We start from the raw sequence: 21,925 nt of genomic DNA on the forward strand, positions 1-21,925 counted from the left end.
ATGAAAAACTTCACGAAAGAGCTCACTTACAAAACTTCCCGAAGCAGCGGCGCCGGCGGACAGAATGTGAACAAAGTGGAAACTTCAGTGACCGTGATGTGGAATGTTGCCGAAAGCCAGTTTTTCACTGCTGAGGAGATTGAAATGATTTCGGTCAAACTTAAAAACCGGATCAATCTGGAAGGTATTCTGCAGTTAACCGTTTCGGAAAGCAGAACTCAACTTCAAAACAAAAAAATAGCGACGGACAAAATTATAGAAACCGTCAACAAATCACTTTTCAAACCAAAACCGCGGAAACCTACAAAACCTTCCAAACGGCAGGTTGAAAAAAGAATCCAGGCCAAGAAACAGATTTCTGAAAAGAAAGAAAACCGCCGGTTTAAGTTATAAATAAAATCTTATCAACTGTTAATTTGAGTTAAACAGTTGTTTAGTAACAGGTTATTTATTATGTTTGTAAAAATCAATTACAATAAACCAATGGGCACTTCATTCTTTTTATCCGGAACCGGTATATCGAGGCTATTACTGTCCCTGCTTTATCTGCATACTGATTCATTTTTGAAAAGTTCCAAAGATTTCATCAATTAGCCCCTGTCAGATCCAAGACAGGGAATTCTTACATTTTTTACTACTTAATTTTTGATGTGTTTTCACAGACAGAACGTCTTTTGATGTCTCCGTCCGCGTTGGATTGTACACAAACACACCACTAACTTCACCAAAAAAAATAAAAAAAATGTCCGAACAAATCATTTTAACTACAGGAATTTACGACGCGATAAAAGAGCACCTCAGAAGAAAACAGGTTAGCGCTAATGAAGAAGTAAGGCTTGCATCAGAACTCAGAAACGCAAAACAGGTCAGAAGAAAAGAGTTACCCGAAGATGTAGTGACCGTAGACCGTAAAGTTACCGTTAAAGACCACACCCAAAATAAAGAAGAAGAATATATTTTCGTAGGAGTTGCAGAAGCCAGACCGAAAAAAAACAAACATTCGATTCTTTCGGATATGGCCTTGGCTACTTTGGGATATAAAGTTGGAGATGTCATCGAATGGCCTTTCAAGGACGGCGAAAGAAGAATTGAAATTCTGAAAGTAGAACACTGGCAGAATTAATCAGAAAACAATGTCCTAAGCATGATTTAATTGAAAAGTACAGCCGCAACCGGGCTGTACTTTTTTCTTCTGCTTTTTTAAACAAGAAGTGGAAATAAGCAAATTCTCACTTCCAACCTAAAATATTATCTTTGCAAAAACAATAAAAGAAATGAATAAACCGATTACCGAATTTTTAGAAAAATATTATCTGCATTTTAACGCAGCAGCTTTGGTTGATGCTTCAAAAGGTTATGTTGCCCATCTGAAGGACGGCGGAAAAATGATGATTACCTTGGCTGGAGCCATGTCAACAGCAGAATTAGGTAAAATTCTGGCTGAAATGATCCGTCAGGACAAAGTGGCGATTATTTCATGTACCGGTGCCAATCTTGAAGAAGATGTAATGAATCTGGTTGCCCATTCACACTACAAAAGAGTACCTAATTATAGAGATTTAACGCCTGAACAGGAAAGAGAACTTCTGGATCAGCACTTTAACCGTGTAACGGATACCTGTATCCCCGAGGAAGAAGCATTCCGTCGTTTACAGACTCATTTGGAAGATGTTTGGCATGCAGCTGAAGCTAAAGGCGAACGTTACTTCCCGCACGAATTTCTGTATCAGGTAGTCAATTCCGGAGTTTTGGAGCAGTATTACGAAATCGACCCAAAAGATTCATGGATTGTAGCTGCGGCTGAAAAAAACCTTCCGATTGTTTGTCCGGGCTGGGAAGATTCAACCACCGGAAACATTTTCACTTCTAACGTCATTAAAGGAAAATTAAACGTTCACACCGTAAAATCGGGAATTGAATACATGATTTATCTGACTGAATGGTACCGCGCAAATTCCGGAGGAAAAGGTGTTGGTTTCTTCCAGATTGGAGGTGGTATCGCCGGAGATTTCCCAATCTGCGTTGTTCCGATGATGTATCAGGATTTAGAATGGGAAGATGTACCGTTCTGGTCATATTTCTGTCAGATTTCTGATTCCACCACTTCTTACGGTTCTTACTCAGGTGCTGTTCCGAACGAAAAAATCACATGGGGTAAATTGGATATAGACACTCCTAAATATATCGTTGAAAGCGACGCAACCATTTGTGCACCGTTAATGTTTACTTATATTCTAGAGAATTCGTAACATCTCGTTTCCAAATAATATTAAACTCTTGCATTAACATGTAAGAGTTTTTTTTGCTAAATATCCAATCAAAAAAAGACTTTGAGAAACCGTATTTTTTTGTGGTGAAAAACTAAAGAATTTCAGAAATTTGCAGCATGCATCCTAAGAATTTAAGAATTGAAGATTTTACCTATAATTTACCGGCAGAAAAAATTGCGTACAATCCGGTTAATCCACGAGACCAATCAAAACTGTTAGTTTATCAGGACGAAAAAATTTCAGAAGATACCTACCGGAATATCAGTCAATATTTACCTGAAAACGCTGTTTTAGTATTCAATGATACGAAGGTGGTGAAATCGAGGTTGTTTTTTAAAAACGAAAACGGAGCAAATATTGAAGTTTTCTGTCTGGAACCTTACGGTGAAGCCATCGATTACGAGCAGCATTTCCTGGAGCAAAATTCAGTGACATGGATTTGCTTTATTGGCAAGGCATCAAAATGGAAAGAAGAAAAGCTCTCAAAAAGTATTAATCTGGATGGATTGGAGGTAAACCTTTCGGCTGAAATAGTCGGTAAATTAGAAGACGCTTACTTGGTGAAATTTTGCTGGTCGCCGGGAGACCTTCCTTTTGGTAAAATAATGGATGCTGCCGGAGTTACACCACTTCCGCCGTATATCAAAAGGGTTGCCGAGAAAGTGGATGAAGAGTCTTATCAAACCGTTTATTCTGAAAATGAAGGTTCTGTTGCAGCGCCAACTGCGGGTTTGCACTTTACTGAAAAAGTACTCCAGGATTTAGAGGATCGCGGAATCTCTTCTCTTTTTACAACTTTGCATGTTGGTGCGGGTACTTTTAAACCTGTAAAATCCGAGGTCATGGAAAATCACGTGATGCATTCCGAATACCTCAATATCACCACCGCTTTTCTGGAAGATTTAGTGACAAAGATCCGGCGACCTGTCATTACCGTAGGCACCACTTCCACACGGACTCTGGAAAGTATCTATTGGATGGGGAACCAGATTGTTAAAAATCCGGATATCAGTTACGAAGAACTGAAAATTACCCAATGGCTGCCTTATGAAAGCGAATCAGTATGTACTGCCGAAGAGGCCATTACCGCTTTATTGAACTGGATTAAAAACACGCAGCAAGATCATCTTTCCATAGAAACTGAAATCATTATTGCTCCGGGGTATTCGTTCAAAATAGTGAAAGGATTAATTACTAATTTTCATCAGCCCCAATCTACACTATTGCTGCTGGTATCGGCATTAATTGGGGATGACTGGAAAAATATTTATCAGTATGCCCTAGAAAATGACTTCCGTTTTCTAAGTTATGGTGACGGAAGTTTACTGCTACCAAAAACCGACTCTATTTAAACTACAAAACAGCGCAGAATGAATCCTCAGTTCAACAAACAGGTTTTCGAAATTATCCGCTTAATTCCGAAAGGCAGAGTCACCAGTTACGGCGCCATTGCAAAAGCGGTTGGTTACCCGAATCACGCAAGACACGTTGGAAATGCACTTCGCAATTACGAGCAAGAATTTCCCGCACACCGGGTTTGCAATTCTTCCGGGCACATCACCGCCAGCTGCCTGGATTTATTTACTGAAAAATTAACCCTGGAAGGCGTAAAAGTTCAGGGAAATAAAATCACAGACTTTAAAAAGGTCTTCTGGAATCCGTTGTACGAGCTTTAACAAAAAAGCTGGCCCCACACAGATTTATTCCTTAAAGGCCTTTGCGGAATCATTTCTGATACTTGCGGAATCATTTCTGATACTTGCGGAACCATTTCTAACACTTGCGGAACCATTTCTGACGCTTGCCAAACCATTTCGTGTAATTATGGTGCCATTTAAATCTATCGTTTTCGGCAATCTGTTTTTTACTTCATCGCGTTGGCAATTTAGCCCATGAAAATCCCGCTTCAAACACATGAAACGGGACTTTTATTATAAATTTTTGCAAAGGGCTGACAGCGCTCTGAAATAAATTATTTGGCAAGTTCCTTATAACTTCTTTGGATAAAATCCGTTAAATCTTTTCCTTTCAGAAGATTCTGCGAAAGTTTCGCCAGATCCAGAGCGTGTTTGATTTGTGAAGCTTTCTCCTCAGAACTTTCAGTTTTCAGTATTTTTCCTGCAAGTTCGCTGTTGGTATTCACCACAAGATTATACATTTCCGGGAAGCCACCCATTCCGAACATTCCGCCACCACCGCCAGTAGCCTGCATGTCTTTCATTCTGCGGATAAATTCCGGCTGAGTGATGATAAACGGTGCATCGGTGCTTTCCAGATCTTCAAGCTGAACAGTGAATTTTGTATCTGAAATCCCCTCTTCTACATTTTTCTTCAGCGTTTCTTTTTCAGTATCATTTAATTTAGAAATGACAGGCTCATCCTTTTTAATCAAATTATTGATATGATCGGCATCAACCCTCGCAAACTGAATTTTTCCTTTTGAAGTTTCCAGTTTCTGAATCAAATGCGGAACAATTGGGGAATCCAACAGTAACACTTCATATCCTTTGTCTTTGGCTGCCTGAACATAACTGTGCTGATCATGTTCGTTTGTAGCATAAAGGATGACTAAATTTCCGTCTTTGTCGGTTTGGTTGGCTTTTATTTTCTCCTCAAACTCATTCCAAAGGAAATATTTTCCGTCCACATTAGGATACAAGGCAAACTTATCTGATTTCTCATAAAATTTATCTTCCGAAATCATTCCGTATTCAATGACGATTTTAATGTCGTTCCATTTCTGCTCGTAATCTTCACGGTTTTCGTTGATGAGGGAAGCCATTTTGTCTCCCACTTTTTTGGTGATATAAGAAGATATTTTTTTCACCGCACCGTCTGCCTGAAGGTAAGATCTCGAAACATTCAGCGGAATATCCGGTGAATCAATTACCCCTCTTAAAAGCATTAAAAAATCAGGAACAATCCCCTTCACCTCATCGGTTACATACACCTGGTTCTGATAAAGCTGGATTTTGTCTTTTTCGATATTTAAATTATTCGCCAGTTTCGGGAAGAAAAGAACTCCGGTAAGATTAAACGGATAATCCACATTCAGATGGATATGGAACAAAGGATCTTCGAACTGCATCGGATAAAGTTCTCTGTAAAAATTCAGATAATCATCATCTTTAAGATCTGCAGGCGCTTTTGTCCACGCCGGAGTTGGATTGTTGATGATATTATCAACTTCTTTGGTTTCCGGCTTGGCATCTTCAGCGGCATCTTCCGGTAAAGGCAACGTTTCTGTTTTGGTTCCGAATTTAATAGGAACAGGCATGAATTTATTGTATTTCAGCAACAGTTCACGGATTTTTGATTCCTCTAAAAATTCGATGGAATCTTCCGCGATGTGAAGGATAATTTCTGTCCCTCTGTCGGTTTTTTCATTAGTTTCTTCCAGAGAAAATTCAGGGCTGCCATCACAAATCCAGCGAACTGCAGCTTCATCTTTGTAGGATTTAGTGATAATCTCCACTTTCTCTGCCACCATAAATGCAGAATAAAATCCAAGTCCGAAGTGACCGATAATTCCGGCATCTTTTGCTGAATCTTTGTATTTTTCGAGAAATTCTTCCGCCCCGGAAAACGCTACCTGATTGATGTATTTTTCAACTTCCTCCGCGGTCATTCCCACACCCTGATCAATGATATGGAGCTTTCTGTTTTCCTTATCAATTTTCACTTCAATCATCGGATTTCCGTAATCAACCTTTGCTTCACCAATGTTTGTTAAATGTTTTAACTTCAAAGTGGCATCGGTTGCATTGGAGATCAACTCGCGCAGGAATATTTCGTGATCGCTGTAAAGAAATTTTTTAATCAGCGGAAAAATATTCTCCACCGAAACATTAATTTTCCCTTTAGTCATAATTTTTTAGATTTTATTTGGAATACAATTTTCAAAAAAAGTACCATGATGCAGAAAATGACATTTTGGCATTTTCCGATTGAATAATGAAAAAAGACAGCCGTGATGACTGTCTTAAAATCTTTATTCTGCTGAAACTATTTGTTTTTTAAATGCTCCTTGATTTTCACTTCCAACTCTTCGGCTAGTTCAGGATTGTCTTTCAGCATATCTCTTACTGCGTCACGTCCCTGACCCAATTTGGTTTCTTCATAACTGAACCAAGAACCGCTTTTCTTCACAACTCCGGTTTCTACAGCCATATCAAGAATTTCACCCACTTTTGAAACGCCTTCACCATACATGATGTCGAATTCGGCCATTTTGAAAGGCGGCGCTACTTTATTTTTCACGATTTTCACTTTCACACGGCTTCCTACCGCTTCATCGCCTGTTTTGATCGGTGCACTGGCTTTTCTGATATCAATTCTCACTGATGCATAGAATTTCAGCGCATTACCTCCTGTTGTCGTTTCAGGATTTCCGAACATCACTCCGATTTTTTCTCTCAGCTGATTGATGAAAATAACGGTACATTTTGTTTTGGAAATGGTAGCCGTTAATTTTCTTAAAGCCTGTGACATCAGCCTTGCATGAAGTCCCATTTTGGAATCTCCCATTTCACCTTCAATCTCCGCTTTTGGTGTTAATGCTGCTACAGAGTCAATCACCACGATGTCCACTGCTCCGGAGCGGATTAAATTATCTGCGATTTCTAATCCCTGTTCGCCATTGTCCGGCTGTGAAATTATTAAATCATCCAGGTTAATCCCAAGTTTCGCAGCATAATGCCTGTCGAATGCATGCTCTGCATCAATAAATGCAGCAATTCCTCCAGCTTTTTGGGCTTCAGCGATGGCGTGTAAAGTTAAAGTCGTTTTACCGGAAGATTCGGGACCGTAAATTTCTATAACTCTTCCGCGAGGATATCCACCTACTCCCAACGCAAGATCCAGTCCAAGCGACCCAGAAGGAATCACCTCAATGGAAGAATCCACAGAAGCATCTCCCAAGGTCATTACCGTTCCTTTTCCGTAGGTTTTATCTAATTTATCAAGCACTAGGGCAAGTGCTTTTTTCTTATCTTCAATACTGCTCATCTGTTAAATTATTTGTTCAAAAATACGGAATAAATATTTTATAAAAGTAATCCCAAAATTTAATTTTTAAAAAATTTCTAAATTTATTTTGCAAAAAATTTGTGGAATAAGAAAAACTTTTCTAGATTTGCACCACCAAAATAAGGAAAGACCCATGGTGTAACGGTAGCACTCTGGTTTTTGGTACCATCAGTTGGGGTTCGAATCCCTGTGGGTCTACAAATTTTGATTAAACGCTCTGATTTTCAGAGCGTTTTTTTTTGCTTAAACATTAAGATTTGTGGAATAAAAAAAATCTCAAAAACTGCCGTTTTTGAGATTTTATATTGATTGTCTGTTAATTAGACTTTTTGGACTTAATCATCGCTTCGAGCATATCCCACATTTCCTGAGGAATTTCTTCCAGCATATTAAATTCCCCTGCTCCCTGAAGCCATTCTCCGCCATCAATCGTTACGACTTCACCGTTCATGTAGGCTGAATATTCCGACACCAGATAAGCCGCTAGATTCGCCAGCTCCTGATGCTCGCCTACTCTTCTCAGAGGCACTTTTTTCCGCATATCGAATTTTTCCTGAAGATTCCCCGGAAGCAATCGGTCCCAGGCGCCTTTTGTCGGGAACGGTCCCGGAGCAATAGCATTAAAACGGATGCCGTATTTTGCCCATTCCACCGCCAAACTTCTGGTCATCGCCAAAACTCCCGCTTTTGCGCAGGCGGAGGGAACTACATACGCAGAACCAGTCCATGCGTAGGTGGTGACGATGTTGAGTACTGTTCCCGGGATTTTGTTATCAATCCAATATTTGCCAACGGAAAGTGTGCAGTTTTTGGTTCCTTTCAAAACAATGTCAAGAATGGAATCGAATGCCGAATGTGTAAGTCTCTCGGTTGGTGAAATAAAGTTTCCGGCTGCATTATTGAGTAAAATATCGATTCTACCGAATTCTTTCACCGCAGCTTCCTTCATCGCCTCAACTTCGTCCCAGTTTCTCACATCGCATGCGACGCAAAGTACTTTACCGCCTGTTTCATCTTCAAGTTCTTTTGCCGTAGTCTGAAGTTTTTCCAAATTTCTGGATGTGATCACCACTTTTGCGCCGAGTTGCAGGAAATATTTGGTCATTGCTTTTCCTAAACCGCTTCCGCCACCGGTTACAATGGCGACTTTATCTTTTAATGCTCCTTCTTTGAGCATCGGTTGTGTATACAGATTCATATTCTTTGTTTTTTGTAAATTTAAGGAAAATTATCAGCGGAATAAATGAATTGCTATGCTGGAAATACGATATGAAGCCCCGTAAAAATCAAAAATTCCTCTCGAAAAGTAATCTTTCCCCGAATTTTTCTTCTGAGACTTTTCCGTTCTCGAAAACCAGGTTTCCGTTGACAAAGGTGTGGGTAATTTTGGAATGAAAAATACTTCCCTCCAACGGACTCCAGCCACATTTATAAAGGATGTTCTCTTTGGTAACAGTAGAATTATCATTTAAATCAACCAAAACCACATCTGCTTTATAATTTTCGCGGATAAATCCACGCTTCTCCACCTGAAATAGTATTGCCGGATTGTGGCACATTTTCTCCACTATTTTCTCGAGCGAAATTTTTCCATTTTTAAAATTTTCGATCATCAGAACCAAAGAATGCTGTACCAGGGGGCCTCCGGACGGTGCTTTGGTATAAACATTCTGCTTTTCTTCCCAGGTGTGCGGCGCATGATCAGTGGCGATTACATCAATTCTGTCATCCAAAAGTGCTTTCCACAGACCCTCCTTATCTTTCTGAGTTTTCACCGCAGGATTCCATTTGATTAAAGTTCCTTTGGTTTCGTAATCTGCATTGGTGAAAGTGAGATGATGAACACATACCTCGGCGGTGATCTTTTTATCTTTTAGAGGAATGTCATTTCTGAAAAGTTCGGTTTCTTTTGCCGTAGAAACATGAAAAACATGAAGACGCGCTCCGGTTTTTTCTGCCAGTTCCACCGCTTTAGAAGATGAAATATAACACGCCTCTTCGCTTCTGATCAGATGATGAAATTTCATCGGGATATCATCGCCATATTCCTTCATGTACTTTTCGGTATTGGCTCTGATGGTCGCCTCATCTTCACAATGAACAGCAATAAGCATTTTGGTCTTGCTGAAAATATTTTCTAAAGTTTCAGGATTGTCGATGAGCATATTTCCGGTGGAAGAACCGAGAAAAAGCTTAATTCCGGCCACGTTTCTGGGATTTGTTTTTAAAACTTCTTCCAGATTATCATTGGTGCCGCCCATCATAAACGAATAATTCGCAAAAGATTTTTCGGACGCGATTTTATATTTATCTTCCAGAAGCTCCTGTGTGACGACATTCGGAACAGTGTTCGGCTGCTCTATAAAACTGGTAACTCCGCCCGCCACCGCAGCTCTTGATTCACTTTCAATATCACCTTTATGCGTTAATCCTGGTTCGCGAAAATGTACCTGATCATCAATCACTCCCGGAAGGAGATATTTTCCTTCAGCATCGATTACACGGTCAGCATTTTCCGGGGAAATGTTTTTTTCAATTTTTATAATAAGGTCGTTTTCAATGAGTAAATCGCTTTCGAAAATTTGATTTTCGTTGACGATTTTCGCATTCCTGATAAGTGTTTTCATTTTTTTACAGATAAAAAGTAGACAAAGAGATCTTCCAACAAATATAAAGTTTAATGACGGTTAATAAAAATTAATAAACCGGTAACGTCTTCTGAACCTCGGAGATTTAATCTTGATTTTATTTACCTTTGCAGAAATTTCAGAAATTTTGTATAAAAAACTATTAGGTCAAACTGCGATTTACGGTCTGAGTACCGTTATCATCCGGTTATTTCCATTTATTATAAGTCCGTTTGTTACGCATGCTTTTGGTCCAAAGGCGCTGGCTCCTTTTATCGACTTCTATTCCGTTGCCGGGATTATTATCGTACTGCTGTCCCATGGAATGGAAACCACTTTTTTCCGCTTTGCTGAGAAAGAAGATGACACCAAAAAACTTATTTCTACGGCAACATTAAGTGTGGTAGGAGCCTCTTTTCTTTTTATGCTTTTCTGCTTTATTTTCAGACAGGATCTAGCCATAGCATTCAAGACGCCGGACCAGGTGAATCTTCTGACGATGATGCTTTTTGTCCTCGGTTTGGATGGACTTTCCACGATGCCTTTTGTAATTTTAAGAAAAACCGGTCGGCCCAAAAAGTTCGCGGTGATCAAGATCATTAACGGTATAATCAATTTTTTGCTCGTTGTATTTTTTATTGTAATCCTGCCACGGCTAGGCAGAGAAGGTTTTCTTGGCTTAAGCTACAATCCCCAATTTGGAATCGGATACGTTTTTGTTGCCAACCTTGTCGCAAGTGCAGTGACTTTTCTACTTCTTGTGCAGGAAATTAAATCAGTGAGTTTGGCGGCATTCGACTGGCAGCTCTGGAAAAAGATGATGGCTTATTCATGGCCAATTACCATTGCAGGTCTTGCCGGGGTGATCAATGAAACCATGGACCGCCAGTTTCTTAAATACCTTTTACCGGACGGCACCAACACAGAACAAATGGCAATTTACGGGGCGGTTTGTAAAATCGTAACCTTTCTTACTTTATTTCGGCAGGCTTACCTCTTAGGAATCGAGCCTTTCTTTTTTTCCCATGCAAAAAATGAAAACTCCGGTAGGTCTTACGCAAAGCTAATGGATATGTTTGTCATTGTAAACTGCGTAATTTTGCTTGCATTATGTGCAAACCTGAACTGGCTGGCAAGACTCTATCTCTCCAATCCGGCTTATAACGAAGGAATCGCGATTGTCCCCATCGTACTGATTGCGGCGGTTTTCCTTGGAATCTATCTCAATATGTCCGTATGGTATAAACTTTCGGATAAAACTATTTTTGGCGCCTACCTTTCTGTTTTAGGTGCGGCAGTAACTATTGCGGTTAACTTTTACTTTATTCCCTCATACGGATACTGGGCGTCCACATGGGGAACATTTCTAAGCTATTTCTCCATGATGACAGCATCGTATTTTCTTGGCCAGTATTTTTATCCGGTTCCCTATCACATGAAGAAGATAACTGCCTACCTGAGTTTGAGCATTCTTTTTTCTGTTCTGTCTTACTACGTACTCGACGGAAATTTAATTATTGGAAACTTATTATTATTAGTATTTTTGGGCATTGTCGTTTATTTAGAAAAAGATACTTTAAAAAGATTGAGAAAAAGCTGATATGAAAATAAAAATCGTCAATAAATCCAAACATGCCTTACCTAAATACCAAACCGCACTTTCTGCCGGAATGGATCTATATGCCAACATCGATGAATCCTTTGTTCTGAAAAGCCTGGAGAGAAAATTAATTCCAACAGGACTTTTTCTGGAATTACCTGCGGGTTTTGAAGCCCAGATTCGTCCCCGAAGCGGTCTGGCAATAAAAAACGGTATTTCAGTATTGAATTCACCCGGAACTATTGATGCAGACTACCGGGGTGAAATAGGCGTTATTTTAGTAAATTTGTCTTCCGACGAATTTACCGTGAACGATGGCGACCGTATCGCACAGATGGTTATCACTAAACATGAAAACGCTGTCTGGGAAGAAGTAGCCCAGCTTAATGCGACAGAGCGCGGCGAAGGCGGTTTCGGAAGTACATCCAAATAATTCAAACACAAAAACATTATTGCTGCTGATAAAAATCACTCAGCCAGCTAAAAAAAAAATAAACAAACTATGAAAATTATTGTTCCTATGGCCGGAAGAGGCTCCCGATTGAGACCTCACACCCTTACTGTTCCTAAACCATTAATTCCAATTGCCGGCAAACCCATTGTTCAGCGCCTTGTTGAAGACATCACGAAAGTGGCCGGGGAAAAAATTGATGAAATCGCCTTTATTATTGGTGATTTCGGACCGGAAGTGGAAGCTTCTTTAATTCAGATTGCAGAGAAATTAGGCGCAAAAGGAACCGTTTACACTCAGGACGAACCTCTTGGAACAGCACACGCGATTAAATGTGCCGAAGATTCCATGCAGGGGAATGTTGTCGTTGCTTTTGCAGATACGCTGTTTAAGGCAGATTTTGTTTTGGACAAAAATTCTGACGGTGTTATCTGGGTGAAAAAAGTTGAAGATCCATCAGCGTTCGGAGTTGTAAAATTAGATGATTACGGTTTTATTACAGATTTTGTTGAAAAACCTAAAACCTTCGTTTCAGATCTTGCCATTATCGGAATTTATTATTTCAATTCAGCAGAAAAACTGATGGATGAAATTAATTACATTATGAGCAACGACATCAAACAGGGCGGCGAATATCAGCTGACCACTGCGCTTGAAAACCTCCGTCAGAAAGGCGCGAAATTTTCTCTCGGAAAAGTGGACGACTGGATGGATTGCGGAAACAAAAATGCAACCGTGGAAACCAACGGGAAAGTTCTGAACTATGAGAAAGAAAACGTTGCCAACTATCCTGCTTCAGCGAAAATTGAAAACTGCCTTATCATTCCACCGTGTTTTATCGGCGAAAATGTGGAAATTTACAATTCCAAGATCGGGCCTTGCGTTTCTTTGGGAAACAACACCAAGGTAATCAATTCAAATATTGATCATTCATTAATTCAGGAAAACACGTTAATTGATCACGGAAACTTAAGCAACTCCATGATTGGAAACTCAGCACAATATTTCGGTGTTGCGAGGGAAATATCTTTGGGAGATTATTCTGTACTTGACTTTTTGTCAAAAAGCGAAGTTCTTTAATTTTTTAGTCAGAAACTTTATGGCAGACCACACAAATCCACTTTGTGTGGTTTGGCGTTAATATTGCAAGTTTTTTCCGCAATACAAAAAGTTAAAAATCCAATGAAAAAATATATTATCATTCTGTTAAGTGCATTTTTCGTGATGTCGTGCAAAACGAAAACTTCGGTGACTCAACCTGTCAGTACCACTGCTCCAATCACCTCGAATGCAGCGTTTTTTAATAAAATCACAGAAAAACCCAACTTCCAGCAGGTTAAGATCAATTCAAAAGTAAACGTAGAAACCGGAAGTTTCGTTCCAACTTTAGACGCTACCATTTATATTGAAAACGGGCAGAAAATCTGGATGAATATGATTGCAGTTTTCCTTAATGTAGGCCGCGGAATTGCCACTCCAGAAGGAATTCAGGGTTATGAAAAGTGGAATAAAACTTATATTGAATCCGATTTTTCTTATCTTAATAATTTATTAAACGTAAATTTTATTGACTTCGGTTCACTGCAGAGTTTGCTGACCGGGAAAACATTTATTCCGGTGAATGAAAAAGATTTTATTCTTACTAAAAACGCGCAGGGATACCGATTAATCTCGTTAAAAAATTTAATCTTCGAAAACCGAGGGAAGGTTTCAGAATATTCAGTTTCTATGGATTACTCCACCGATTTCGATTTAATGAAAGTGAATTTGCAAAACGGAAAAACACCTGATAACCTTGAAGTTTCTTATAGCAATTGGGTAGATTTTGAAAGCACAAAACTCCCAAAAAACGTTAAAATAATAATAAAAGGCACAAAAACAAGCCAGATTTTATTGGAAAATACGAAATTTGAAAGTTCGAAAATGGATACTCCGTATTCCGTTCCCAATAACTATACGAAAACAGAGATCAAATGATTAAGAAATTAAGCTTTTTAATGGGACTTTTTTTGTTCGGAATTTTATTTTCGCAGAAAAAGGAACAACTTCAAAAGCAAAATGCAGAACTTAAAAAACAAATTGCATCCATCAACGCTAATTTAGCTAAAACCCAGCAGCAGTCGAAGCTGTCTGTGGCCTATCTAACCGAGGTGCAAAAGAAGATCCAGCTTCGCGAAAAAGTTTACACCAATACTCAGAAAGAAAAACGGCTTATTGAAGACGACATTTATCTCCGTCAGTTGGAAATCAACCGTCAAAACAGGGAACTTGCCGTCTTAAGAAAAAATTACGCAGAGGTTTTAGTTAAAGCCTATAAAAATAAAGGCGTTCAAAATAAGGTGACATTTATTCTGTCCTCAAAAAATCTTGGCGAAGCGTTGCGGAGGGTTCAGTATTTAAAAGATTACTCCGATTATCAGGATAAAAAAGCTGCGGAAATCTCTGATGCTGCAAAAAAACTTCTTCAAAACATCAGTTTAAAACAGAAATCTGTTAAAGACAAAGAAACAATTCTTTCGAACCAGCAAAAAGATCTTCTTACCATCGAGGTAGAGAAAAAGCAGAAAGAAAACCTTCTTCAGGAATTCAAGAAAAACGAGGTGCAGCTTACTGCAGAACTCAAGCAAAAGCAAACCGAATCTAAAAAGCTCGAAGGCCAGATCCGCTCAATTATTGCGGAAGAAATAAAAATTGCCAAAGCAAAAGAGGAAGAAAGAAAAAAAACAGAAGCTGAAAAGATCCGTTTGGCAAAAATTGCGGCAGAAAGAGAAAAAGCAAGAATTGACGCAGAAAACAAAGTGCGAATGGAAGCGCTTGCTTTAGAGAAAAAGCGCGCCGACGAGGAAGCGAAAAGACTGCAGGATATCGCAGATAAAAAAGCTGCCGATGAAGCAGAAAAATCGAAGATAGCCGCAGCTGCAGAAGCTAAAAAGACAGAAGATTCCAAAAAAGCCGCCGATGCTGAAAAAGCTGAAAGCAGACGGGCTGCCGCAGCAAGAGATGCCGCAATTGCCGCCGCAAACGCAAAAACTGCTGCCGATAAAGCCGCAAACGCCAGAGCTGCTGAAGCAACCCTTACAAAGAAAAATGAAGATGAGAAAAAAGCTGCCGAGACCAAGGCAATGACCAATTTTGGGGTAACCAGTGCGGTGGGCAATAACTTTGCCGAAAACCGCGGGAAAATGGGAATGCCTGCTTACGGAACTATCACTCACAGATTTGGAAGACAGCCACATCCTGTTTTTAAAAATATTTACGAAGAAAATAACGGAATTAAGATCGCTGTTGCCAAAGGTACAGTTGCAAGATGTATTGCACCCGGAACGGTATCCAGAGTGGTAGCTTCTGGTGACGGAACCAAATACGTCATGGTAAAACACGGCGATTATTTCACCATTTACGCCAACCTTTCCAACACGATGGTTTCAGCGAATCAGCCGGTCTCTGCAGGAACTTCCATAGGAACGGTCGGAGCCGATTTCGACGGCACATTTACCCTTGATTTTCAAATCTGGAACGGCACCAATCCGGTGGATCCTTTAGGTTGGGTAAATTGAAAAATATAATTTAACTTTGCACAAAATTTAAAAATGGCAGCACTTACGATATTAGCACTTTCCTGGCAACATTTATTAATCGTTGCGGTAATTTTACTGATTCTTTTCGGAGGTAAAAAAATTCCAGAAATGATGAAAGGTCTGGGTTCCGGTATTAAAGAATTTAAAGATGCGGTAAAGGAAGACGATAAAAAAACTCCTGAAGACCCTAAAAACAATTCAACTCCTACGAACTAAATTTGCAGATATGAGTTTTTCGATCAGCGCCTGGGAAATCTTCAACCAGTCGATCAACGATTATCACCTGAAAGATAACGTAGATACACCGGTTAATAACCCTTTCCAGGAAAACAGTTTGGAATGGCTTTTGTATGCAAAGAACTGGATTGATACCGTTCAATGGCACCTGGAAGATATTATTCGTGATGAAAATATAGAGCCGACTGAAGCATTGAAAATAAAAAGAAGAATAGATTCTTCAAATCAGCAAAGAACTGATTTGGTAGAGTTTATCGACAGTTGGTTCCTGCAAAAACACAATAACGTCACTCCGGATTCTGATGCAAAAATCAACAGCGAAACTCCTGCCTGGGCAGTGGACCGACTTTCGATTTTGGCACTGAAAGTATATCACATGTCGCTTGAAGCTAGCAGAGAGTCTGCAAGCGAAGAGCACAGAAATAACTGCACTGCTAAACTCAATGTTTTGCTGGAGCAGAAAAAAGATCTTTCTGAAGCAATCGATCAGTTGCTTTTTGATATTGAGAACGGTAAGGTTAAGATGAAAGTATACAAACAAATGAAGATGTATAATGATGAAAGTCTTAATCCGATCTTATATCAAAATGTAAAAAATGGCCAAACTAAAATTTAGTTGCATACTGCTGTTGCTTCTAATTTGTTCCTGTACCGTAGAAAACATTAACCTTTCACCACTCAGTGATACCGCATCCACCGTGAGCGGAAAAACGCCGCCATATAGCTTAAAAGAAAGAAAGAAACTTATCGTATATTCTTCCGAAATCACAGGCTTAATGGCCTCCTTTCCGAAATTCAGAAGTACTGCGGTAAACACGGAAGTTGTAAACCTTAAATATTACCTCCGGGAATATATTAACGCAATGGAAGCTTACAACACGAAGGATCTGTTCACGTCACACAGGAAATTTGAGAAATCTTATAAAAAACTTCAAACCCTCAGAAGATACCTGAATAAAGATGAAGACGCCGTTCTGAACAGATATCTTGTCAGAATAAAAACCAATATGACTTTCATCAACGCTATTATCCCTCAGGATTCTTTGACCACCTTAAAACACTAATTTTCCATGTTAAAAATTCAGGCGGAAGCCAATGTTCCCACCGAATACGGTAATTTCCGGATGATTGCATTTTCTGAAGACGAAAGCGACTGGATGCCGCACATGGCAATTATCGCCGAAAATACCGACCTTACAAAACCAATCAACGTCCGGTTTCACTCCGAGTGTATTACCGGTGAAGTATTCCATTCAAAAAAATGTGAATGCGGACAGCAGCTTGATGCGGCGATGAAATTTATTCATGAAAATGGCGGAATCATTATTTACCTTCGGCAGGAAGGCAGAAACATTGGAATCATCAATAAACTGAAAGCTTATTCGCTTCAGGAAAAAGGATTTGACACCGTGGAGGCAAATCTGCAGCTCGGTCTTCCCGCTGATGACAGAGATTTTGCTGCAGCGATCGAAATTCTGAATATGCTGGATGTAAAAGAAGTAAATCTTTTAACCAACAATCCTGAAAAAATGAAAATTGTAGTAGACAGCAATATTCATTTAAATAAAAGAATTCCTTTACAGATATCGTCCACAAAAGAAAGCGAAAGCTATCTGAAAACAAAAAAAGACTATTTCGGCCATCTTTTGACAGATGAAGATGACACAAACAATTAACGCTTTGATTTTCCTCAAAGCGTTAATTATTATAAGAAGTTAAATCTGATTCTTAAAATTGCAATGCTGTTTCTAAAGCCAGTTCAATCATTGGTTTCAAAGCTTTTTCTCTTTGGTCGGCTGAGATCTGTTCCCGTGTTGGAATAATATCCGAAACCGTAAGAATGGTCGCTGCATTTTTTCCCAAATACTGTGCGTTCGCGAACAACGCAAAAGCTTCCATCTCTACAGCTGAGCAGTTATATTTCGTAGCAATAGCTGGAATTCCCTCTTCTTTTCTGTAAAAAATATCACTGGTATGAATATTTGTCGGCTGAATATCTAAAGACAACGCTTTTGCCGTTTCATTGATAAGACCAAACGCATTTCCCTGATTCTTAATTAGCTCACCCTCGATTCCCCAGGCGTGTTTTGCGTAGGTAGATTCACTAGCAGAATTTTCAACGTTCAGCAGATCAAAAAGTTTTAAATCTGAAGTGTAAGCTCCGCAGGTACCAATTCTAATAATCGTATCCACTTCATACTCAGTAAAAAGCTCAAAAGAATAAATACCGATACTCGGGATGCCCATTCCACTTGCGCCCACGGAGATTTCTTTTCCTTTGTAGATTCCCGTAAAATAAAATATATTTCTAGTTTGGCTGACTAATTTCACTTCATTCAGAAAATTATCAGCAATATATTTTGCCCGAAGAGGATCTCCCGGCTGTAAAACTGTTTTAGCGATTTCCCCCTTTTTTGCGGCAATATGAACACTCATAATATGATATTTTAAATAGAATTTTAAATGTAAGGAATTCTGCACAAACCCGAAATTTTCAGCCTCTGAAATTACCATTTTGTAAGAAAAATCATACGAAAAAGAAACCCACTGAAAAATCAATGGGCTTAATCTGAAAATATTTTGTCGTGAAGAAAAACTTGTTTAGTTTCTATCCGGAATGTTGTAATATCTGATTACGCTTTGGTAATCACTGTAATCAACATTTGCATTTTTTCCCTGAGAAGCAGGAACTAATACGATGCGGAAACGCTGATTATTAAGGTAAGAATTAATAAAAGCCGGAGTTTGTGTTGCAAAATCAATTGTTCCGCCTGCTTTTATCAGCACATCACTTTTCGTGAAATCGAAATCATAATCCAACTCGCCTTCATTCAGGAATAAAGTTCTTGGAATCTGTTGCCAAATTGCGTTCCCATTGTCCGTCCCCGATTGCCTGTACACCAAAACAACATCTGTACTTGCGATATTAATTCCCTGTGAAACGGTAAAATTATTCGAACTGTTAAAAGAACCAGTAATGTCCTTCATCATTGGGTAGGTATCACCGTCACCGGCAACGGTATCATTTCTGTCGGTACAGCTGAATACTGTAAATCCGAAAATTGCAAGAAGCAATATGGTAAAGTAATTTTTCATTTTTTTAAGATTTTTATGAAGATTAATATTTGTCAATATCTCAAGATGTATGCCAATAAACCCGGGAATTTAAATTTTAAATATCGTATTTTTGTTCATCATCATATTATAGATAATGAAAAACATAAAAAGTAAAATTACGTTCGTCCTTATTATTGTTTTTTCTTTAAAAATATCGGCTCAGTACCAGCCTAAAAATATCACTAAAGAAGATCTAAAGAAAGCCAATGAATGGGTCGACAAAACTTATAATTCCCTTTCACAGGACGAAAAACTCGGCCAGCTGTTTATTATTGCGCTTTATACCAACAAAGGTGAAGATTTCATTAATAATGTCCGCAATACTGTAGTAAATGAACAGATTGGCGGATTAATCCTGATGCAGGACGATGCTGCCAGAGAAATCAATCTGGTGAACGAGTTTCAAAGCAAGTCGAAAGTTCCGATGATGATTGGGATGGATGCAGAATGGGGAATTTTCCAGAGGATTGCAACCGCGCATAAATTTCCCTGGGCGATGACTCTAGGTGCAATCCAAGACAAAAATCTGATCAAAGAAATGGCGGCCAAGATCGCGGAAGACTGCAAAAGAATGGGAATTAACTGGGATTTCGCTCCGGTTGTAGATGTGAACACCAATCCGGACAACCCAATTATCGGAAACAGAAGTTTCGGCTCCGACGTTTCAAATGTGGTAAGTTCTGCAATGGCTTATTCCAATGGTCTTCAGGACAACAATATTTTAGCGGCGATTAAACATTTTCCCGGACACGGCGATACCAATACCGATTCTCATCTCGATTTGCCTGTGGTTTCCCATGATTTAAACCGTCTGAATTCTGTGGAACTTGCTCCTTTTAAAGCCTTAATGGACAAAGGAATTGGCGGTGTAATGGTAGCGCATTTATATGTGCCGGCTTTAGAAAGCGGAAAAGGAATTCCAGCTTCTGTCTCTAAAAATATCATTACCGGACTTTTAAAAGAAAAATACGGCTACAAAGGTTTGATTATTACCGATGCTCTAAATATGGGTGCCGTGGCAAAACGTTATAAACCAGGAGAACTTGATGCGCTCGCTTTCAAGGCAGGAAATGATATTATGCTTTTTTCCGACGGAGTAAAAGAAGGAAAAAGATTGATTCAGTCTGCGATCGACAGCAAAGAAATTTCCCAAACCCGCGTAGAGGAAAGCGTAAAGAAAATTCTTCTGACCAAATATTTTTTAGGACTGAATCAGTATCAGCCAAGAAATCCGGAAAACATCAACACCGATCTTAATAATGATTCTCATAAAAAACTTGTCCAGAACCTTTACAGTAATGCGCTTACTTTGCTGAAAGACGATAAAAAACTGCTTCCGCTCAACTGTAAGGAAACCTATTACTACGTTCCTCTGGAGGAAGCACCTTATCAAACATTCCCTGATCAGTTAAATTTAAGCACAACAGCAATCGTTATACAACCTTCGGACATCTCTGCTATTCCGGCAGATTCAAAGGTAATTGTAGGTTTTCACAAAGATAATTCTACTGCTTACAAACCTTATAAAATTTCTGCAGAAAGCAAAAAAATTCTGGCTGAATTGGCTAAAAACCAAAACGTAATTTTAAATGTTTTCGGTTCCGCTTATGCACTGAAAGATGTGGATATTTCTAAAATTTCCACAGTTTTGGTTTCTTATGAAAACAATGATGACTCAATGATTGCAACAGCAAAAGCGCTGACCGGACAAACAAAAATTTCAGGCAGACTTCCTGTTTTGGTCAACGAAAAACTTAAAGCAGGAATGGGAACAGATTTAAATGCATCCTCAAAAATTGACCTGAATAATAAGACCAATTAAAAACTGCGATTGAGTAATTTCAATATAAAAAAACTTAATAATTCTATGAAAATCGGAATTCTCTGTTACCCAACATACGGCGGAAGTGGCATCGTGGCTACGGAACTTGGTATGTCGCTCGCCAATAAAGGCTTTGAAGTACATTTCATCAGCTCTGCACTTCCTGCAAGGCTCGATATTACGAATCCCAATATTTTTTTCCATAAAGTAAACGTTCAGACTTATCCGCTTTTTGAATATCAGCCTTATGACATTGCGCTTTCCTCGATGATTTACCGGGTGGTGAATTTATACAAGCTCGACATTCTGCATGCACATTATGCGATTCCGTATGCTTATGCTGCATTTATGGCGAAACAGATGCTGAAAGAAGAAGGAAAAGATATTCCTTTGGTAACAACACTTCACGGAACGGATATTACTTTAGTTGGCCAACATCCCAGCTATAAACATGCGGTGGAATTTTCCATCAATCAGTCAGATACAGTGACTTCGGTTTCCGAGAGCTTAAAAGCCGATACACTGAAGTTCTTTAATATTAAAAAAGAAATTCAGGTCATTACCAATTTTATCGATAATTCGGAATTTGATGATTGCCACGACTGCAGCAGATCACAGTTTGCCAACGAGGACGAAAAAATTCTTATTCACGTTTCGAATCTCCGGCCTGTAAAACGGGTTTCGGAAGTTCTGCAGATTTTTAAAAATGTAAACGCGCGGGTAAAATCAAAACTCATCATTATCGGCGAAGGCCCGGAAATGGAAAAAATAACCCAGTTTCTCGAAGAAAACCCTGAGTTAATCGGTAAAATACGTCTTCTGGGAAAAGTGAACGATTTATATCGAATCCTTCAGCTTTCGGATGTATTTCTACTGCCTTCCGAACAGGAAAGTTTCGGTCTGGCAGCGTTGGAAGCAATGGCGGCAAATACACCGGTCATCAGTTCTAATGCCGGCGGAATTCCCGAGGTCAACATTCAGGGAGAAACCGGATTTTTAGCGGAAATTGGGAATGTTGAGGCGATGAGTAATTACACCATCAAACTTTTAAGCGATGAAAAACTGCTGGCACAAATGAAAATTAATGCCAAACAACAGGCGATAAAATTTGATCTGAAAAATATCTTACCCATCTATGAAGAGATGTATGAGAGAACATTGAAAAATTTCAAAAGCCTTGATTAAATGTAAAAAG

General features: G+C 39.1%; 22 protein-coding genes and 1 tRNA gene. 17 read left to right on the top strand and 6 right to left on the bottom strand.

What is annotated here, in order from left to right:
• The 5 genes from arfB (at nt 1) to KSK37_RS09465 (ending at nt 3,946) form a co-directional block, all read left to right on the top strand.
• A complete protein-coding gene (arfB, locus tag KSK37_RS09445) occupies nt 1-393 on the top strand; it encodes an alternative ribosome rescue aminoacyl-tRNA hydrolase ArfB (protein WP_088358867.1) in 393 nt (130 codons plus the stop codon).
• A 349-nt stretch (nt 394-742) separates the two neighbouring features.
• Nucleotides 743-1,123 carry a GreA/GreB family elongation factor gene (locus tag KSK37_RS09450; RefSeq protein WP_088358868.1) on the top strand — a complete coding sequence of 127 codons (381 nt, stop codon included), beginning with the start codon at nt 743-745 and terminating at the stop codon, nt 1,121-1,123.
• Between the two features lie 151 nt (nt 1,124-1,274).
• The gene (locus KSK37_RS09455; RefSeq protein ID WP_088358869.1) at nt 1,275-2,249 is read left to right on the top strand and encodes a deoxyhypusine synthase family protein; all 975 of its coding nucleotides are present in this window, start codon (nt 1,275-1,277) and stop codon (nt 2,247-2,249) included.
• A gap of 137 nt (nt 2,250-2,386) precedes the next feature.
• Complete coding sequence (locus tag KSK37_RS09460; protein ID WP_217201075.1) at nt 2,387-3,622, top strand: S-adenosylmethionine:tRNA ribosyltransferase-isomerase; 1,236 nt, start codon at nt 2,387-2,389, stop codon at nt 3,620-3,622.
• A gap of 18 nt (nt 3,623-3,640) precedes the next feature.
• Nucleotides 3,641-3,946: an MGMT family protein gene (locus tag KSK37_RS09465; protein ID WP_217201077.1), complete on the top strand. Its 306-nt coding sequence runs from the start codon at nt 3,641-3,643 to the stop codon at nt 3,944-3,946.
• A gap of 296 nt (nt 3,947-4,242) precedes the next feature.
• On the opposite strand, the gene htpG is transcribed toward KSK37_RS09465, so the two are convergent.
• Together htpG and recA are read right to left on the bottom strand one after the other, a co-directional pair.
• Nucleotides 4,243-6,138 (bottom strand): molecular chaperone HtpG, encoded by a 1,896-nt coding sequence (gene htpG / locus KSK37_RS09470; RefSeq protein ID WP_217201079.1) that lies wholly within the window; start codon nt 6,136-6,138, stop codon nt 4,243-4,245.
• A gap of 137 nt (nt 6,139-6,275) precedes the next feature.
• Nucleotides 6,276-7,277 carry a recombinase RecA gene (gene recA / locus KSK37_RS09475; RefSeq protein WP_217201081.1) on the bottom strand — a complete coding sequence of 334 codons (1,002 nt, stop codon included), beginning with the start codon at nt 7,275-7,277 and terminating at the stop codon, nt 6,276-6,278.
• Nucleotides 7,278-7,425: 148 nt separating this feature from the next.
• On the opposite strand from recA, the gene KSK37_RS09480 reads away from it, so the two are divergent.
• Nucleotides 7,426-7,496 (top strand) — tRNA-Gln (locus KSK37_RS09480).
• A 118-nt stretch (nt 7,497-7,614) separates the two neighbouring features.
• Here the strand turns inward: KSK37_RS09480 and KSK37_RS09485 are convergent.
• Both KSK37_RS09485 and KSK37_RS09490 read right to left on the bottom strand, forming a co-directional pair.
• Nucleotides 7,615-8,496: an SDR family oxidoreductase gene (locus KSK37_RS09485; protein ID WP_217201083.1), complete on the bottom strand. Its 882-nt coding sequence runs from the start codon at nt 8,494-8,496 to the stop codon at nt 7,615-7,617.
• 88 nt (nt 8,497-8,584) lie between these two features.
• Nucleotides 8,585-9,925, bottom strand: coding sequence for a dihydroorotase (locus KSK37_RS09490; RefSeq protein ID WP_217201084.1), 1,341 nt, complete (start codon nt 9,923-9,925; stop codon nt 8,585-8,587).
• A 148-nt stretch (nt 9,926-10,073) separates the two neighbouring features.
• Between KSK37_RS09490 and KSK37_RS09495 the strand changes: the two genes are divergently transcribed.
• From KSK37_RS09495 to ribA, 9 genes are all read left to right on the top strand, one after another.
• Nucleotides 10,074-11,525, top strand: coding sequence for a lipopolysaccharide biosynthesis protein (locus tag KSK37_RS09495; RefSeq protein WP_217201086.1), 1,452 nt, complete (start codon nt 10,074-10,076; stop codon nt 11,523-11,525).
• 1 nt (nt 11,526) lies between these two features.
• Nucleotides 11,527-11,958 carry a dUTP diphosphatase gene (gene dut / locus KSK37_RS09500; RefSeq protein WP_217201088.1) on the top strand — a complete coding sequence of 144 codons (432 nt, stop codon included), beginning with the start codon at nt 11,527-11,529 and terminating at the stop codon, nt 11,956-11,958.
• Nucleotides 11,959-12,027: 69 nt separating this feature from the next.
• Complete coding sequence (locus KSK37_RS09505; RefSeq protein ID WP_217201090.1) at nt 12,028-13,056, top strand: sugar phosphate nucleotidyltransferase; 1,029 nt, start codon at nt 12,028-12,030, stop codon at nt 13,054-13,056.
• Nucleotides 13,057-13,158: 102 nt separating this feature from the next.
• Complete coding sequence (lolB1, locus tag KSK37_RS09510; RefSeq protein ID WP_217201092.1) at nt 13,159-13,953, top strand: lipoprotein insertase outer membrane protein LolB1; 795 nt, start codon at nt 13,159-13,161, stop codon at nt 13,951-13,953.
• On the top strand, nt 13,950-15,533 hold the full coding sequence (locus KSK37_RS09515) for a peptidoglycan DD-metalloendopeptidase family protein (protein WP_217201093.1): 1,584 nt from the start codon (nt 13,950-13,952) through the stop codon (nt 15,531-15,533). The genes lolB1 and KSK37_RS09515 overlap by 4 nt, the downstream gene beginning before the upstream one ends.
• A gap of 33 nt (nt 15,534-15,566) precedes the next feature.
• Nucleotides 15,567-15,770, top strand: a complete 204-nt coding sequence (locus tag KSK37_RS09520; protein WP_088358879.1) for a Sec-independent protein translocase subunit TatA/TatB — start codon at nt 15,567-15,569, stop codon at nt 15,768-15,770.
• Between the two features lie 10 nt (nt 15,771-15,780).
• Nucleotides 15,781-16,407, top strand: coding sequence for a DUF4254 domain-containing protein (locus KSK37_RS09525; protein WP_088358880.1), 627 nt, complete (start codon nt 15,781-15,783; stop codon nt 16,405-16,407).
• Complete coding sequence (locus tag KSK37_RS09530; protein WP_088358881.1) at nt 16,388-16,855, top strand: hypothetical protein; 468 nt, start codon at nt 16,388-16,390, stop codon at nt 16,853-16,855. Before KSK37_RS09525 ends, KSK37_RS09530 begins: the two co-directional genes overlap by 20 nt.
• 6 nt (nt 16,856-16,861) lie before the next feature.
• A complete protein-coding gene (ribA, locus tag KSK37_RS09535) occupies nt 16,862-17,467 on the top strand; it encodes a GTP cyclohydrolase II (protein ID WP_088358882.1) in 606 nt (201 codons plus the stop codon).
• Between the two features lie 52 nt (nt 17,468-17,519).
• Here ribA and deoD read toward each other — a convergent pair whose 3' ends face one another.
• On the bottom strand, nt 17,520-18,227 hold the full coding sequence (gene deoD, locus KSK37_RS09540) for a purine-nucleoside phosphorylase (RefSeq protein WP_217201095.1): 708 nt from the start codon (nt 18,225-18,227) through the stop codon (nt 17,520-17,522).
• A gap of 165 nt (nt 18,228-18,392) precedes the next feature.
• Complete coding sequence (locus KSK37_RS09545) at nt 18,393-18,887, bottom strand: hypothetical protein (protein ID WP_088358883.1); 495 nt, start codon at nt 18,885-18,887, stop codon at nt 18,393-18,395.
• 115 nt (nt 18,888-19,002) lie between these two features.
• Here KSK37_RS09545 and KSK37_RS09550 point away from each other — a divergent pair, with 115 nt between their 5' ends.
• Nucleotides 19,003-20,730 (top strand): glycoside hydrolase family 3 protein, encoded by a 1,728-nt coding sequence (locus KSK37_RS09550; protein WP_217201096.1) that lies wholly within the window; start codon nt 19,003-19,005, stop codon nt 20,728-20,730.
• Nucleotides 20,731-20,775: 45 nt separating this feature from the next.
• The gene (gene bshA / locus KSK37_RS09555; RefSeq protein WP_088358885.1) at nt 20,776-21,915 is read left to right on the top strand and encodes an N-acetyl-alpha-D-glucosaminyl L-malate synthase BshA; all 1,140 of its coding nucleotides are present in this window, start codon (nt 20,776-20,778) and stop codon (nt 21,913-21,915) included.
• Nucleotides 21,916-21,925: the final 10 nt, after the last annotated feature.

Origin of the sequence: Kaistella soli, from assembly GCF_019038595.1 — a bacterium.
Classification (GTDB): Bacteria; Bacteroidota; Bacteroidia; order Flavobacteriales; family Weeksellaceae; genus Kaistella; species Kaistella soli.

What these genes read in the sequence shown, in the direction of transcription:
- KSK37_RS09505 (WP_217201090.1), top strand. Translation starts at nt 12,028, where the DNA reads ATGAAAATTATTGTTCCTATGGCCGGAAGAGGCTCCCGATTGAGACCT.
- recA (WP_217201081.1), bottom strand. Translation starts at nt 7,277, where the DNA reads ATGAGCAGTATTGAAGATAAGAAAAAAGCACTTGCCCTAGTGCTTGAT.
- KSK37_RS09465 (WP_217201077.1), top strand. Translation starts at nt 3,641, where the DNA reads ATGAATCCTCAGTTCAACAAACAGGTTTTCGAAATTATCCGCTTAATT.
- KSK37_RS09520 (WP_088358879.1), top strand. Translation starts at nt 15,567, where the DNA reads ATGGCAGCACTTACGATATTAGCACTTTCCTGGCAACATTTATTAATC.
- dut (WP_217201088.1), top strand. Translation starts at nt 11,527, where the DNA reads ATGAAAATAAAAATCGTCAATAAATCCAAACATGCCTTACCTAAATAC.
- KSK37_RS09550 (WP_217201096.1), top strand. Translation starts at nt 19,003, where the DNA reads ATGAAAAACATAAAAAGTAAAATTACGTTCGTCCTTATTATTGTTTTT.
- KSK37_RS09460 (WP_217201075.1), top strand. Translation starts at nt 2,387, where the DNA reads ATGCATCCTAAGAATTTAAGAATTGAAGATTTTACCTATAATTTACCG.
- arfB (WP_088358867.1), top strand. Translation starts at nt 1, where the DNA reads ATGAAAAACTTCACGAAAGAGCTCACTTACAAAACTTCCCGAAGCAGC.
- KSK37_RS09545 (WP_088358883.1), bottom strand. Translation starts at nt 18,887, where the DNA reads ATGAAAAATTACTTTACCATATTGCTTCTTGCAATTTTCGGATTTACA.
- htpG (WP_217201079.1), bottom strand. Translation starts at nt 6,138, where the DNA reads ATGACTAAAGGGAAAATTAATGTTTCGGTGGAGAATATTTTTCCGCTG.
- KSK37_RS09485 (WP_217201083.1), bottom strand. Translation starts at nt 8,496, where the DNA reads ATGAATCTGTATACACAACCGATGCTCAAAGAAGGAGCATTAAAAGAT.
- KSK37_RS09455 (WP_088358869.1), top strand. Translation starts at nt 1,275, where the DNA reads ATGAATAAACCGATTACCGAATTTTTAGAAAAATATTATCTGCATTTT.
- bshA (WP_088358885.1), top strand. Translation starts at nt 20,776, where the DNA reads ATGAAAATCGGAATTCTCTGTTACCCAACATACGGCGGAAGTGGCATC.
- KSK37_RS09530 (WP_088358881.1), top strand. Translation starts at nt 16,388, where the DNA reads ATGGCCAAACTAAAATTTAGTTGCATACTGCTGTTGCTTCTAATTTGT.
- deoD (WP_217201095.1), bottom strand. Translation starts at nt 18,227, where the DNA reads ATGAGTGTTCATATTGCCGCAAAAAAGGGGGAAATCGCTAAAACAGTT.
- KSK37_RS09515 (WP_217201093.1), top strand. Translation starts at nt 13,950, where the DNA reads ATGATTAAGAAATTAAGCTTTTTAATGGGACTTTTTTTGTTCGGAATT.
- KSK37_RS09525 (WP_088358880.1), top strand. Translation starts at nt 15,781, where the DNA reads ATGAGTTTTTCGATCAGCGCCTGGGAAATCTTCAACCAGTCGATCAAC.
- KSK37_RS09490 (WP_217201084.1), bottom strand. Translation starts at nt 9,925, where the DNA reads ATGAAAACACTTATCAGGAATGCGAAAATCGTCAACGAAAATCAAATT.
- lolB1 (WP_217201092.1), top strand. Translation starts at nt 13,159, where the DNA reads ATGAAAAAATATATTATCATTCTGTTAAGTGCATTTTTCGTGATGTCG.
- ribA (WP_088358882.1), top strand. Translation starts at nt 16,862, where the DNA reads ATGTTAAAAATTCAGGCGGAAGCCAATGTTCCCACCGAATACGGTAAT.
- KSK37_RS09450 (WP_088358868.1), top strand. Translation starts at nt 743, where the DNA reads ATGTCCGAACAAATCATTTTAACTACAGGAATTTACGACGCGATAAAA.